Below are 14,871 nucleotides of genomic sequence, written 5' to 3'. Positions count from 1 at the left end.
GCGGCCCGCCTCGTCCTTCAGCGCGCCGTACTTGACGGCGTTGGTGGTCAGCTCGTGCAGGGCGAGGGCGAAGTTCTGCACCTGCTCCGAGGTCAGCAGCACCTTGGGACCCGAGATCGTGATGCGCTGCGGCGAGGCGCTGGTATAGGCCGCGAGCTCCGCGTGCACGAGGGCGCTGACCTCGACGGTGTCGTTGCCGGACCGGCTGAGCAGGGCCTGGGCCCGGCCCAGTGCGTTCAGCCGGGTGGTGAAATTCTCCACCGGCGCCCCCTGCCCGACGGTGCGGGTCGCGAGCGAGGTGACGACGCCAAGGAGGTTGCGCGAGCGGTGCTGCAACTCCTTGACGAGCACGTCCTGGCGCTCGGCGGCCCGCTTGGCATCGGTGACGTCGGAGGTGATGCCGCCGACGCGGTGCACCTGCCCCTTGTCGTCGAACAGCGGGAAGTTGGCGTTGGCGAGCCAGCGCTCCTCGCCGTCGCTCGGCCGGCGGATGCGGAAGATGTGGGACACCCGCTCGCCCGCCCGCACGCGGCGGAAGGCCTCGAGCACGGCCTTGCGGTCCGCCCGCGCGATGAGCTTCAGCCAGGATCGCAGCGGATCCTGGCCGGGATCGTCGAGGGCGGTGCCGTACAGCATCTCGAAGGCCGGGCCCGCATACTCGAAGCCCAGGGTCCGCGCGTTCCGGATCCAGAGCACGTCCGAGGACGCGTCCGCGAACTGGCGGAACCGCGCCTCGCTCTCCCGCAGGGCCGCCTCGGCCTGTTTGCGCGCGGTGATGTCGACGAAGGTGATGACGACGCCCGCGATGAAGTTGTCGACGCTGCGATACGGCAGGACGCGGACCATGTAGCGCGTCCCCGTCTGCGGGTTCTCGATCTCGCGCTCGGAGCTGTTGAGGGTGCGCAGGACGCGGCGGGCGTCGTCCTGCAGCTCCTCGTAGGCGATGCGGGACTTGATGTGGGCGAGGGGACGGCCGGCATCCGATTCGACGAGGTGGAACAGCTCCGCCGAGGCCGGCGTGAAGCGCATGACGCGCAGGTCGTTGTCGAGGAAGACGGTGGCGATCTGCGTGCTTTCGAGGAAGTTCTTGAGGTCGCTGTTGATGCGGCCGAGTTCCTGCACCCGCAGCCCGAGCTCGCCGTTGACGGTGGTCAGCTCCTCGTTGACCGATTGCAGCTCCTCCTTCGAAGTCTGCAGCTCCTCGTTGGCCGATTGCAGCTCCTCGTTCAGCGACTGGTACTCCTCGTTCGAGGCCTTCAGCTCCTCGTTGGTGCTCTCCGCCTCCTCGGCGATGGCCTGCAGCCGGTCCTTGTTCTCGCGCAGCTCCGCTTCGAGCTCCCGGATGCGGTCGCGCTGGTCCTGGGACGAGGACGACGCGTCCGCGTCGGCGGCGGCCGTCCCGCCGTCCTTGAACAGCACGAAGAAGTGCCGGCCGGGGCTGGCCGTGTCCTTCACCGGCTCGACCACGAGCTCGACCAGCAGGCTCTGCCCGTCCTGCTCGATCCGCCGGTTGGGGAGGTGGATCGTCCGCCCGTCCTCGGCCGCGCGCACCAGCGCCGCGCGCAGGTCGAGGCGCAGGTCCGGATGCGCCAGCTGCATCAGGTTGAGCGAGGCGGCGCCCCCGGCCGGATCGATGTAGCGCCCGGTCCGCCCGGAGAAGTGCAGCACCGTGTAGGTCTCGTCCACGATCACGTAGGCCGGCGTGTAGCGTTCCACGAAGCGCTCGGCCCGCTGCGCCAGCGAGGGCTCGACCGTGCGGACGGCCAGCCCCGAGGCCGGCCGGTGCTCGAGCCGCGGAGAGGACACGGCGAAGGGGAAGTCGGGCAGGATCCGGCTGTGCGTCTCCAGCCGGCGGAAGATGCGCGAGCGCGCCTCGATCGGGCCGAACAGGTTGGTGTGCCGGGAGACGTTCTCGGAATTGCCGAGGAACAGCACGCCCTCCGGCTTCAGCGCGAAGTGGAAGACCGGGATGACGCGGCTCTGCAGCTCGGCGTCGAGATAGATCAGCAGGTTGCGGCAGGAGATGAGGTCGAGGCGGGAGAAGGGCGGATCCTTGATGATGCTGTGCTGGGAGAAGATGCACATCTCCCGCACTTCCTTGACGATGCAGTAGGTGTTGCCCTCCCGCACGAACCAGCGCGCGAGCCGCTCGGGGCTGACGTCGCGCACGACCGACTCGGCGTAGCGGGCCGAGCGCGCCGCCGCGAGGGCCCGGCCGTCGAGGTCGGTCGCGAAGATCTGGACCTGCGGCACCTCTTCGAGCGTCGCCATGTGCTCGCGCAGCAGGATGCCGAAGGAGTAGGCCTCCTCGCCGGTTGAGCAGCCGATGATCCAGATCCTCAGCGGATCGCTGCGGGTCTTCCCCTCGAACAGCTTCGGGATCACGCTGCGTTCGAGGAGCTCGAACTCCTTCGTGTCGCGGAAGAACTGCGTCACGCCGATCAGGAGGTCGTTGAAGAGCTCCTGGGCCTCGCCCGGCTGCGCCCGCAGATAGTCGACGTAGGCGGCGTTGTCGTCGATCTGGGCGACCTGCATCCGCCGCTGGATGCGGCGCATGAAGGTGCCCTCCTTGTAGCCGTGGAAGTCGTGGCCGGTCTTGTTGCGCAGCACCGCCGCGATGCTGGCCAGCACCGTCGAGGCCTCGGCCTCGTCGAGATGCGCGTCCGGACCGGTCTTCGAACCGAGCTGGCGGATGCTGGCCCGGATCCGCTCGGCCAGGGGCTCGATCGGCAGCACGGCATCCGCCAGCGCGGCGGGGATGTTGCTCGCGGCGAGTTCGCCGGCGCGCGACTCCTCGGTCTCCTCCGCGAAGGCGATGCCGCCCATCTCCTTCACGGCCTTGAAGCCGAGGGTTCCGTCGGATCCGGTTCCGGCGAGGACGACCGAGATGGTGCGCCCGTCCATCTCGCCCACCAGCGAGACGAGGAAGCTGTCGATCGTCCCGCGCTCGCCGAAGCGCTGCTCGGCGGGACGAAGCTGGAAGTGGTCGCCCTCGATGCTGACGATGACGTTGGGCTCCGGCAGGTAGACCCGGCCCGGCACCAGCGGCATGGTCCGCTCGATGACGCTCACCTCGTGGCCGGCCGCCGCCAGGGCATGGCCGAACGCGGCCGCGTCGAGCGTTTCCCGGTGCTGCAGCACGACGATGATGGCCGTGTCGGGCCGGGGCGGAAGCGCCTGCAGCAGATGCACGAGCGAGCGCGTGTTCGCGGCCGAGGCGCACAGGGCGACGACGATCGGCCTGCCGTCCCGGGGGCCGGCCTCCTCGGAGGACTCCACCATCACCGCCTCCAGCCGCAGCGGACCCGTGCGCGCGCTCCGGCACAGCCTCTAGGACGATGCGGCGGGCGCTGGCCAGTCCGAAACCGATCGCGGCGGCGCGCCGCGTCCCACCGCGCGGTGCCCGCGCTCGGCAATGGGGCCGGATCGGACGAGCGCACGCGCTATTCCTCCTGCTCGCCCCCGGGGTCGATGTCGCCGTCCGCCGGCTCGGGTGAGGGCAGGGTCTGAAGGACGGCCCGGCGGATCACGTCGGCGTGTCGGCGGTACTCGGCCGCGCGCTCCTCGTAGAGCGCGCTGACCGCCGGGCGCCCGGCCTTGCGCCCGTCGCTGGCCATGCGCCGGACGAGTTCGGCCCGTTCCTCGACGATGCGCAGGGCCACCCGCAGGGCCTCGTCGATCGATCCCTCCTGCTGCTTGGCCACCGCCTCGGCGGTGTAGGCGTGGCCGACTTGGCAGCGGAAGCGCAGCGGCTTGCCGTCCCGCACCTCGGAGAGCACGCCGCCGCAATGCGGGCAGGACATCGCGGCGGGATCGGCGATGCGGCGCAGGACGTCGCTGTCGATCCGCTCGCCCGCGGCGATGTCGACTTCGAGCCGGATCTCGGGCGGGACGGGCAGGGGCGGGCCGGCGGCGTCGCGCACGAGGTCCGACAGGACGTCGCCGATGCCGGCCGCGGGCAGGGTGAGATCGACCTCCATGGCGGAGAGGGCGCTGCGCGGCATCTCGTCGGCGATCGCCTCCGCGGGATCCTGCACGAGCGTGATGCCGCCGCAGCGCTTGATCGCCTCGAGACCCGAGACGCCGTCGTTGAGCAGCCCGCTCAGGAGCACGCCGATCACCCGCGGGCCGTACTGCGCGGCGGCGGAGCGGAACAGGGGATCGATCGAGGGCCGCGCCATGTTCTCGCGGGGGCCGCGGCCGAGCTTGATCCGGTCCCCATCGAGGATGAGGTGATGGTCGGGCACGCCGAGATAGATGTTGCCCGGGCGGATCGCCATGCCGTCGGCGGCCGGGTGGACCGGGATGTGGGCGACCGCCGACGTGACGGTCGCGAGCAGGCCGAGGCTGCGCGCGGGGATGTGCAGCACGATGAAGACCGCCGCCGGCAGATCCTGCGGCAGGGCGCCGAGGATCGCCCTGAGCGGGACGGTGGCACCGGACGATCCGCCGATGACGATGACGTCGCGATTGCTCAAGCCGCCCTGCTCCGCGCTCCGCCGAAACCCGGCCGCGGAGCATCCGGCCTGCGGAGGCCGCGTGCCGGGGCCACTTCCGGATAGGTTGCGATCCGAGGGAAGGTTCCGCCGGAGGCCGCGGGCGTCCGGAAAAGGGGTCCGCCCGGCCCGAGCTCCGACCACCTCCGGCACCTCGGCCCCAGGATTCGCAAGCTTCTCAGGCTTGTCACGGAAGCCTGATCCTATCACCACTCTGCATGTCCCCTCGAGGTGGCGCCGACGATGCCCGACCGACGCCCACCGCACGATGCCGATCTCGAGGCGGTCCGCCGCGAACTCGCCGACAGCCACGCCGTCGTCCGCGGGCCGGTCCGGGCCGCGATGTCCGTGCCGGCTCGATCCTGAGCCGTGGCCGGAACCGGTGCCTCCCGAGGAAACATGGCTTGGCGTGCAGGGCTGACATGAGCGGTCCGGGGAGCAGGATGTCTCGCGGCCTCCGCGCAGGACGAGCGCGCTCCGCTGCGCTGGCCGCCCTCCTGCTGTCGGGCTTCGCGGCCGTCGCGCAGCCGGTGCTCGACGTTCCGGGCGAGGCCGCCCGCATCGCGAGCGAAGGGTTGTCCATCGGCTCCGATGCCGGCGCGGGCGGCGATCCCCAGACCTCCGTCGCCCAGCCGGTCTTCTCGGCCCAGCGCTCGGCGGAGGTGACGAGCACGATCGAGGATCTGCTGGGCCCGGCGGGGGACCCCGGCGGCTTCCGCGCCTTCCTGCGCACCCGCGGGATCACCTACGATCTGATCTACTTCACCGAGGCCGTCCACACCGCGCGCGGCGGCAAGCGGCGCGGCACCGCGACGCTCGGCATGGTCGACATCGACGTCGACGTCGATCTCGACACCCTGGTGGGCTGGAAGGGAGGCGCGCTCCACACGACGTTCTACCAGATCCACGGCAGCGGCGCGTCGCGCTCCTATATCGGCAACCTGCTCACCGTGAGCGACATCGAGGCCCTCTCGGCCTCGCGCCTCAACGAGCTGTGGTTCGAGCAGAGCCTGTTCGACGGCCGCCTCGCTGTGCGCGTCGGGCAACTCGCCACCGACACCGAGTACATGATCAGCCAGACCGGCATCCTGTTCACCAACGGATCCCTCGGCTGGGCCGGGATCCTGGCGAGCAACCTCCGGGGCGGCGGGCCGTCCTACCCGCTCGCCTCGCCGGGCGTGCGGGTGAAGATCGTGCCCAACGCCAACCTGTCCTTCCAGGCCGGTCTCTACGACGGCGATCCGGGCGGACCCGACCGCTTCGGCCGCGAGCCCGATCCGCAGCGGCGCAACCGCACCGGCACCCGCTTCCCGCTCACCGACCCGGCGCTCGCCATCGCGGAGGTGTCCTACGCCTACAACATCGCGCCGGGCTCGGCGGGCGAGCCGGGCACGGTGACGCTCGGCGGCTGGTACCAGTTCGGCCGCTTCAACGCGCTCAACCGCGACACGGAGGGCCGGTCGCTGGCCGATCCGGAGAGCTCGGGGGTCGGGCGCCGGCTGAGCGGCGACAGCGGGATCTACGGGGTCATCGACCAGACCGTCTACCGCGAACCGGACGACCCCAACGACGGCGCCAGCGTGTTCCTGCGCGCCTCGGGCTCGCCCGGCGACCGCAACCTGATCGATTTCTACCTCGATGCCGGCATCGCCTACAGGGGCCTGTTCCGCGGCCGCTCGGACGACACGATGGGCCTCGCGGTCGGCTACGCCCGGATCTCCGACGCCGTCCGCCGTCTCGACGCCGAGGCCGCCATCCTCGGCGGCGTCCCGGGCCCGCGCCGCAGCATGGAGACGGTGGTCGAGGCGACCTACCAGGCGGTGCTCGGGCCGGGCCTCGCCCTGCAGCCGAGCATCCAGTACGTGTTCAAGCCCGGCGGCGGCATCAGCAACCCGCGCGATCCGGACGGCGCGCGGATCCGCAATGCCGCCGTGTTCGGCCTGCGCGCCACGATCCGCTACTGAGCGCTCCCGGCCGCTCTCAGTCGCGCGGCGGGCGGATGCCGAGGCCGCGGATCAGCGCGAAGACCGCGAGCGCCGAGACGACGGCGACCGTGATGGCGACCGAGGAGCCGCTCTCGTTCTCGGCAAGCGGCAGGCCCTTGGTGTTCATGCCGAACAGGCCGGTCACCAGCGTCGGCGGCAGGAACAGGGCGGTCAGCACCGACAGGGTGTAGAGCTGCCGGTTGGAGGCCTGGGCGAGGTAGGAGGCCAGCTCCTCCTGCATCAGGCGGGAGCGGTCGGCGAGCATCACCATGTCGCGGTCGAGGGCGTCCAGCCGCTGCGCGATCCGGACGGCGGCGGTGACGGCGGCGGCCGGAATCTGCTCGTCGGACGCGGCCGTCTCCAGACGGTGGAAGACGGCGCGCAGCCCCAGGAGCTGCCGATGAAGCCGCACCGCGTCGCGGCGGATCGGGCCGAGCCGCCGCCGCTCGCCGCGCACGCGCTCGTCGAGGATGTGGTCCTCGATCTCGTCGAGTTCGTCGGCGAGGCGACCGCCCGTCTCCACCATCGCGGTGACGACCTGCCCGACGATGATCTCGAGAAGTTGGACGGGCGCGAGGATGCACTGCCCGTCCGCCGCCGCATCGCGGGCGAGGTCGGGCCCGACGACGGGGTGCCGGCGGCCGCTCACCAGGAGGCGCGGCCCCATCACGAAATGCAGGCGGCCGCCGGCATCGACCTTGGCCCTCTCGTCCCTCTCGCGGACGAGATCGGCCACGACGCCGCCGATATGGCCGTCCTCGACCAGGAGGCGCTGGTGCGGGTCGCTGGCGAAGGCGGCGGCCGTCAGGTGCCGCGGACCGAGCCGGCCCTCGGCGACGAGATCGGCCAGCCGCACGTCGTTCAAGTTGAAGTGCAGCCAGAGGAAACCCTCGCCGAAGCCCCCCGGAGCGGGCAGCCCCTCCTCGTGATCGACGAGGTGGCCGCGGCCGCCCTCGTCGAAGCGCATGGCCCAGAGAAGGCCCGGGAGCGCCGGCTCGTCGCAGAGGAGACGGGCCGGCCGTGTCGATGCCGCGGCCATCCCGGCTCAGAACAGGCGCGAGAAGATCACGTAGAGCGTGCCGGACAGGAGCATGGCCACCGGCAGGGTCAGCACCCAGGCCATGGCCAGGTTGCGCAGGGTCGAGAGCTGCAGGCCGGACCGGTTGGCCGCCATGGTGCCGGCCACGCCCGACGACAGAACGTGCGTGGTCGAGACCGGGAGGCCGAACATGTCGGCCGCGCCGATCGTGCCGGCCGCGACCAGCTCCGCCGAGGCCCCCTGCGCGTAGGTCAGGTGGGTCTTGCCGATCTTCTCGCCGACGGTGATCACGATGCGCTTCCAGCCGACCATGGTGCCGAGGCCGAGGGCGATCGCGACGGCGACCTTGACCCAGGTGGGGATGAAGCGCGTCGCCTCGTCGAGGCTCTTCTTGTAGGCGTTGAGCGTGCCGATCTCGGCCGAGGAAAGCTCGCTCTCCTTGTCCTTCATCAGGAAGCGGACCGCCTCGGAGGCGAGGTACATGTCGTTGCGGGTGTTGCCGACCGCCTCGGCTGGCACCTTCGCGAGGGTGCCGTACTGATCGACCTGCTCGCCGATCTGCTTGATCAGGACCGAGAGCGACGGATAGGTGCCGCCCTCGATCTTGTGGGCGGCGACGTAGGCCGTCACCGCCGGGCGGGGATCGCCGATGATGTCGTAGCCGGCCGCCTTCTTCGCCACCACCTCGGAGGCCGCCTGCGAGGTCATCCGGAACTGCGCCACCGAGGAATCCGGCAGGGCGCGGTTGAGGGCGTAGGCGGTCGGCACGGTGCCGATCAGGATGAGCATGATCAGGCCCATGCCCTTCTGCCCGTCGTTCGAGCCGTGCGCGAAGGAGACGCCGGTGCAGGTCGCGATCAGGATGCCGCGGATCCACCACGGCGGCGGCTCCTTGCCCTTCGGCTCGGCGTAGAGGGCGGGGTTGCGCACCACGAAGCGCAGCACGAGCAGCAGGGCGCCGGCGGCCATGAAGCCGAAGACCGGCGAGAGCAGCAGGGACCAGCCGATCTCGGTGGCCTTCGTCCAGTCGACCCCCGACGTGCCCGAGCGGCCGTGCATCAGCGCGTTCGCTACGCCGACGCCGATGATCGAGCCGATCAGGGTGTGCGACGAGGAGGCCGGCAGGCCGAAATACCAGGTGCCGAGGTTCCAGATGATGGCGGCGATCAGGAGGGCGAAGACCATGGCGAAGCCCGCCCCGGACCCGACCTGCAGGATCAGCTCGACCGGCAGCAGGCTGACGATGCCGAAGGCGACGGCCCCCGAGGACAGGAGCACGCCGAGGAAGTTGAAGAAGCCGGACCAGACGACGGCGACGTTGGCGGGCAGGGAGTGCGTGTAGATGACGGTCGCGACGGCGTTGGCCGTGTCGTGGAAGCCGTTCACGAACTCGAAGCCGAGCGCGATGATGAGCGCGACGAACAGCAGGATGTAGGGCAGGTACGTGGTGACCTGCACGCCGGTGGCATCGACGTCGAGGTAGATGCTGTAGGCGACGTAGGCGAGGGCCGCCGCGACCGCGCCCGTGAACAGGACGGTCGCGAGGATCGAGCGGTTGCCGTCGAGATTGGGACGACCGTGGTGCGGCCCTGGCCCCGCATGATCCTGGCTTGGCGCGAAACCGCCGATTGCTGACCCTGCCATGCCGACCTCTCCGACGATATCTGTGCGGGCTTGCGTCGCCGGAGATTGTCTGAGCACGCGGACGGCGAAATTTTTGTGACAGGCCAGGGATTAAGAGCGCTTGATGGAACGTGCGGTCCGGCCGAGGGGTGAGGCTTGCCGGGAGCGGATGCCTCTGCGGGGAGGGCGGGCTGGCCGGTCGGCCCCACGGGGCTGGGCGCGACGCCTCGAATCGACGGACGCGCAGCGCGAGCAATCGCCCTCCTCGTGCTTCCGGAGAAGCCGCGCACAGGCCGGCATGCGGAGGCCCGCCCCAAGACCTCGGCGGATGCTCCGGATCCTTGCGGACCGGCGCTCCCCGGGAGGATCTGCCGGCGCGCGACGGCGCAGTCGGGACTGAGTCGAGCTGATTCTCCGGCTGGCGAAGGGCAGGTAGGTTCGATTGGATGATTGCTCCTCTCCTGGCCCGGTCAAGCAGATCGGCGTAGTCCAGGCCCCGCTTGGCGGGATGACGGACCACGCCGCAGCCGCCCTGGACCGCGTCCGGATGACCCCAGACGGCGCCGGCAGCCGGGAGTTCACCCCACTGATGATCGACATTGGATTGAGGACGGCAGATGCAGCCGCGCAGGGTCTCAGCTCACGGAAAATCGCGCGAAAGCCATGCGACACCCCGTCCACAGATGATGCCCAGCTTAGCTTTCCTTCTTATTGTACATATCCAGAAAGACAGCCGCCAGAAGCACGAGCCCCTTGATGACCTGCTGATAGTCGATGCCGATGCCCAGCATCGACATGCCGTTGTTCATCACGCCGATGATGAAGGCGCCGATCACCACACCCGAGACCTTGCCGATGCCGCCCGCGGCGGAGGCGCCGCCGATGAAGCAGGCGGCGATGACGTCGAGTTCGAAGCCGAGCCCCGCCTTGGGTGTCGCCGTGTTGAGGCGCGCGGCGAAGATCATGCCCGCGAGCCCGGCCAGCACGCCCATGTTGACGAAGGTCAGAAAGATGAGCCGCTCGGTCTTGATGCCGGACAGGCGCGCGGCCTTGACGTTCCCGCCGAGGGCGTAGATGCGGCGCCCGATCGTCGTCCGGTTGGTGACGAAGCGATAGGCCATCACCAGCAGGAACATGATGACGAGCACGTTCGGCAGCCCGCGATAGGAGCTCATCTGGTAGGCGAAGGCCAGGATCAGGACACCGAGCACGGCGTTGCGGACGAGGAAGGAGGCCTGCGCCTCCACCTGCGTGCCGTGCCGGAGCTGCGCGGCGCGGCGGCGCCAGCTCACGACGAGCAGGATGAGCCACAGGGCGGCGCCGATCATCACCGACGTCCAGGGGCCGGCGACGTTGGGGATGAACCCCTTGGCCAGGAGTTGGAAGAGTTCGGGGAAGGGACCGACCGAGGCGCCCTGCAGCACGGCCAGCGTCAGGCCGCGGAACACCAGCATGCCGGCAAGCGTGACGATGAAGCTCGGGATGCCGAAATAGGCGACGAAGGAGCCCTGTATCGCGCCGATGGCGCCCCCGACCGCGAGGCAGAGGATCGTCGCCGAGACGTAATCGACGCCCAGGCGCACCATCAGGATCGCGGCGAGCGCGCCCACGAAGCCCACCACCGAGCCGATCGACAGGTCGATATGCCCCGCGACGATGACGAGCAGCATGCCGAGCGCCATGACGATGACGTAGCTGTTCTGCAGAATCAGGTTCGTCAGGTTGAGCGGCTCGAGCAGGACGCCGTTCGTCGCATATTGGAAGAAGAGCATGATGACGATCAGAACGATCATCAGCCCGTAATCACGAAAGTGCGTCCGCTTGAGGAAGCCGCGCCGCGCGAGGGGCGCGGGAGCCGTTCCGGCGTCGGGGGCCATACCGAGCGCGACCGCCGGCTGTTTCACGGGGGTACCGGTCATCCGTTCCGTTCCTTCGACCGCATGATCGATCGCATGATGGCTTCCTGGCTCGCTTCGGAAGCCGGAAATTCGCCCACGAAACGCCCTTCGTTCATGACGTAGATCCGGTCGCACAGGCCGAGAAGCTCGGGCATCTCGGAGGAGATCATCACGACGCCGCGGCCCTGATCGACCAGTTCATTGATGATGCAATAGATCTCGTACTTCGCGCCGACATCGATGCCGCGCGTCGGCTCGTCGAGGATCAGGATCTTGGTATCCGTGAACAGCCATTTGCTCAGGACGACCTTCTGCTGGTTGCCGCCGGAGAGGTTCACGACCTGCTGGCCGATCCCGTACGAGCGGATGCGCATGCTCCTGCGGTAATTCTCCGCGACGTCGCTCTCCCGGTCCTCGTCGATGACCGTCGCCCGCGCGATGCCCGGCAGATTCGCCAGGGTGGTGTTCCTGGCGATGCTCTCGTCCAGCACGAGGCCGAGTTGCTTGCGGTCTTCCGTGACGTAGGCGATGCCCGCCGCGATCGCCTTGTCGATGGTCGAGACATCGACGTCGCGGCCCTCGATCCGCACGCGCCCGCTCACCCCCTGACCGTAGGCGCGGCCGAAGAGGCTCATGGCGAATTCGGTGCGGCCCGATCCCATCAGGCCGGCGATGCCGACGATCTCGCCCTTGCGGACGGAGAAGCTGACGTTCCGGACGACGGGACGCTCGGCGTGGAGCGGATGGAAGGCGGTCCAGTCGCGCACCTCCATCAGCACGCCGCCGATCCGGGGAGTCCGGGGCGGATAGCGGTGCGCCATGTCGCGCCCCACCATCCCCCGGATGATGCGGTCCTCGTCGACGGCGGCCGCGCGGCAGTCGAGGGTCTCGATGGTGCTGCCGTCGCGCAGGATGGTGATCCGGTCCGCGACCTGGGAGATCTCGTTCAGCTTGTGCGAGATCAGGATCGAGGCGATGCCGCGCTCCTTCAGGGTGACGAGCAGGCGCAGCAGCGCCGCGCTGTCTTTGTCGCTGAGGCTGGCGGTCGGCTCGTCGAGGATCAGCAGCTTGACGCGCTTGGAGAGCGCCTTGGCGATCTCGACGAGCTGCTGTTTGCCGACGCCGAGATGCGTGACGAGCGTCTCGGGATTCTCGTCGAGTCCGACCGTCCGCAGGAGGTCGCGCGTCCGCGCGAAGGCGGCGTCCCAGTCGATCACGCCGAAGCGCGCCGGCTCGTTGCCGAGGAAGATGTTCTCGGCGATCGAGAGGAACGGGACCAGGGCGAGTTCCTGGTGGATGATGACGATCCCGACGCGCTCGCTCTCGGCGATGGAGCGGAACCGGCTCAGCTGGCCCTCGTAGTAGATCTCCCCGTCGTAGGAGCCGTAGGGATAGACGCCGCTGAGAACCTTCATCAGCGTCGATTTGCCGGCCCCGTTCTCGCCGATGATGGCGTGGATCTCGGCCGGACGGATCTCGAGGTTGACGTCGTCGAGCGCCTTGACGCCCGGGAACGTCTTCGAGATCGCCCGCATCTCAAGGACGGCATTCATGCGACGGCTTCCGCTGCGGATTCCGAGGGTTGCGACCGGCGCCGGATCACTGGAACTGGGATGCCTTGTAGTAGCCCGAGTCGATCAGGACCTTCTTCCAATTGGCCTTGGTCACGACCACCGGCGTCAGCAGATAGGAAGGAACGATCTTCTTGCCGTTGTTATAGGTCTTGTCGTCGTTGATCTCGGGGGTCTTGCCGTTCTCCAGGGCGTCGACCATGTCGACCGCGACCTTGGCGAGGTCACGCGTGTCCTTGAAGATCGTCGAGTACTGCTCGCCGGCGATGATGGATTTGACGGATTGCACCTCGGCGTCCTGCCCGGTGACGATGGGCATCTTCATGGTGCCGGAACCGTATCCGACCCCTTTGAGCGACGAGATGATCCCGATCGAGAGGCCGTCATAGGGCGACAGCACCGCGTCGAGCCGGGCGTTGCCGTAATAGGCCGAGAGCAGGTTATCCATCCGCGCCTGGGCCGTCGCCGGATCCCAGCGCAGGATCGCAACCTTGTCCATCCCCATCTGGCCGGAGCGGACAACGAGCTTCTTCGCGTCGATATACGGCTTCAGCACCGACATGGCGCCGTCATAGAAGAAATACGCGTTGTTATCGTCGGGAGATCCGCCGAACAACTCGATGTTGAACGGTCCCTTGCCGTCCTTCAGGCCGAGCGCGTCGACGATGGAGGTGCCCTGCTCGACGCCGACCTTGAAGTTGTCGAAGGTGGCATAGTAATCGACGTTCGGACTGCCCTTGATCAGGCGGTCGTACGCGATCACCTTCACCCCCGCGTCGCGCGCCTGCGCCAGCACGTCGGTCAGCGTCGTCCCGTCGATCGAGGCGATGACGAGGACTTTCGCACCCATCGTGACCATGTTCTCGATCTGGGCGAGTTGGTTCGGGATGTCGTCGTCGGCGTATTGAAGGTCCGGTTTGTAGCCTTTGGCCTTGAGCCGCGCGACGATGTTGTTGCCGTCGTCGATCCAGCGCGCCGAAGACTTCGTCGGCATGGCGACACCGATGATATCGCCGCTCGCCGCCATGGCCGACGGCATCGCAAGACCTGCAATGGCCGTAATGCCGATAATCAACCTCAGCAGCTCACGCCTGGCGGTCATGTTTTCCTCCCTGTTATTTGATTAAGTAGGCCAATGGCCGAGTATGTCTTGAGGAGACGTTTCAGGTGATGAAGTTCACTCTTGTTTTTTCGAAGCCCCCTCCCGCTCCGGACGTGGCGACCTTTGTCTCGGCGAGGCACTCCGAAACGATGACCGGGAGACGCCGGCCCGACCGGGATCGGGCCGGAGACGGGCCCTAGAGACTGCCCGGTCCCCTCGCCATCCCGGCGAGGGTGAAGAGGTCGACCGAGAACTTCGCACCAGCGACGAAGGCGTTCGGGGTATTCTTCGCCCGGAAGGGGAAGCGGGTGTTGTCGGGATTGATGATGTACTGGAGGTTCGGCATCAGGCGGATCGCCGGCGTGACCTGGATGCCGTAGTTCAGCTCCAACATGATCTGCTGGGTCGCTACGTCGCGCGGATCGAGACCGAGCGAGGCGCGCGCCGCCCGGACGTTGGCGATCCCGAGCGAGGAGAACTTCTGGGTCGAGATCACGAACCCGGCCGTGTCGTAGGGCCGATCCGCGAACGTGCCGGTCAGGAGCGCGCCGCCCTCGAGGTAGAAGTCCTGGGTCTGGCGGCCTTCGATCCCCTTCATCGCGACCCCGAACAGCGTCAGCCCCTGCGGCGCCTCGGGATCGGGCCGCCAGACCATCTGGTCGAACCGGGCATAGATCGACGAGCGCCCGAAGCGGGTCAGCGGGTTGCCGCCGGCGAAGACGAGCGGCCCCCCGGCGGTGTTCAGCACCGGGTCGGCGTAGTCGGAACGATCGACGATGGCGCCGATGCCGTAGTTGCGCGGCAGCAGATCGTTGGCGAGCGTCGTCGAGTAGCCGAGTTCGACCGGGACCACGACGCCGGTGGCCCCGCGCGTCGACCAGTCGATGCCGTTGTCGGTCAGCCGCTGGGTGTTCGGGTTCACCTCGTAGACGCCGGCATGCAGGAAGACGCGATCGGTGAACCAAGCCTTGGCGTGCGCGCCCCAGGTCGCGATCGGCCAGTAGGTGAAGTTGGTGGACTTGAAGGCGAAGGTCGGGGCGCCGCAGGTGGCATTGTTCTGGAAGTTGCAGTAGAGCGGCGAAGCCAGGAAGTTGGGGTTGGCGTTGAGCCGGCCGAACTCGATGTCGAGCCGGTTGTCGAACAGCTTCTGCTGATAG

10 protein-coding genes and 1 pseudogene are annotated in these 14,871 nt (G+C 68.6%); 3 read left to right on the top strand and 8 right to left on the bottom strand.

Annotated features, from left to right (window positions below; genetic code table 11):
- The coding region (locus MFF42_RS04935; protein ID WP_238254764.1) for a CheR family methyltransferase at positions 1-3,282 on the bottom strand (3,282 nt) is incomplete at its 3' end.
- Positions 3,283-3,443: 161 nt separating this feature from the next.
- Positions 3,444-4,478: a chemotaxis protein CheB gene (locus MFF42_RS04930; protein WP_238254763.1), complete on the bottom strand. Its 1,035-nt coding sequence runs from the start codon at positions 4,476-4,478 to the stop codon at positions 3,444-3,446.
- Between the two features lie 261 nt (positions 4,479-4,739).
- Between MFF42_RS04930 and MFF42_RS26340 the strand changes: the two genes are divergently transcribed.
- Positions 4,740-4,862 carry a hypothetical protein gene (locus tag MFF42_RS26340; protein ID WP_283206853.1) on the top strand — a complete coding sequence of 41 codons (123 nt, stop codon included), beginning with the start codon at positions 4,740-4,742 and terminating at the stop codon, positions 4,860-4,862.
- A gap of 77 nt (positions 4,863-4,939) precedes the next feature.
- The gene (locus tag MFF42_RS04925; RefSeq protein ID WP_238254762.1) at positions 4,940-6,460 is read left to right on the top strand and encodes a carbohydrate porin; all 1,521 of its coding nucleotides are present in this window, start codon (positions 4,940-4,942) and stop codon (positions 6,458-6,460) included.
- A gap of 16 nt (positions 6,461-6,476) precedes the next feature.
- Here the strand turns inward: MFF42_RS04925 and MFF42_RS04920 are convergent, their stop codons facing one another.
- Both MFF42_RS04920 and MFF42_RS04915 read right to left on the bottom strand, forming a co-directional pair.
- Positions 6,477-7,520 carry a transporter gene (locus MFF42_RS04920; protein WP_238254761.1) on the bottom strand — a complete coding sequence of 348 codons (1,044 nt, stop codon included), beginning with the start codon at positions 7,518-7,520 and terminating at the stop codon, positions 6,477-6,479.
- Positions 7,521-7,526: 6 nt separating this feature from the next.
- A complete protein-coding gene (locus tag MFF42_RS04915; protein ID WP_238254760.1) occupies positions 7,527-9,164 on the bottom strand; it encodes an inorganic phosphate transporter in 1,638 nt (545 codons plus the stop codon).
- 148 nt (positions 9,165-9,312) lie between these two features.
- Between MFF42_RS04915 and MFF42_RS04910 the strand changes: the two are divergent.
- Positions 9,313-9,616 (top strand): annotated as a pseudogene (locus MFF42_RS04910) (transposase); the annotation flags it as partial.
- Positions 9,617-9,838: 222 nt separating this feature from the next.
- Here MFF42_RS04910 and mmsB read toward each other — a convergent pair.
- The 4 genes from mmsB to MFF42_RS04890 form a co-directional block, all read right to left on the bottom strand.
- Positions 9,839-11,020 (bottom strand): multiple monosaccharide ABC transporter permease, encoded by a 1,182-nt coding sequence (gene mmsB, locus MFF42_RS04905; protein WP_238254766.1) that lies wholly within the window; start codon positions 11,018-11,020, stop codon positions 9,839-9,841.
- A 38-nt stretch (positions 11,021-11,058) separates the two neighbouring features.
- Complete coding sequence (gene mmsA, locus MFF42_RS04900) at positions 11,059-12,594, bottom strand: multiple monosaccharide ABC transporter ATP-binding protein (RefSeq protein WP_238254759.1); 1,536 nt, start codon at positions 12,592-12,594, stop codon at positions 11,059-11,061.
- Between the two features lie 46 nt (positions 12,595-12,640).
- Positions 12,641-13,714: a multiple monosaccharide ABC transporter substrate-binding protein gene (chvE, locus tag MFF42_RS04895; protein WP_373875134.1), complete on the bottom strand. Its 1,074-nt coding sequence runs from the start codon at positions 13,712-13,714 to the stop codon at positions 12,641-12,643.
- A 196-nt stretch (positions 13,715-13,910) separates the two neighbouring features.
- The coding region (locus tag MFF42_RS04890) for a carbohydrate porin (protein WP_238254758.1) at positions 13,911-14,871 on the bottom strand (961 nt) is incomplete at its 5' end.

Source organism: Methylorubrum podarium, from assembly GCF_022179745.1.
Taxonomy (GTDB): Bacteria; Pseudomonadota; Alphaproteobacteria; order Rhizobiales; family Beijerinckiaceae; genus Methylobacterium; species Methylobacterium podarium.
Note: the sequence above shows the minus strand (reverse complement) of the source record. Positions and strands in the feature narration are given on the sequence as shown.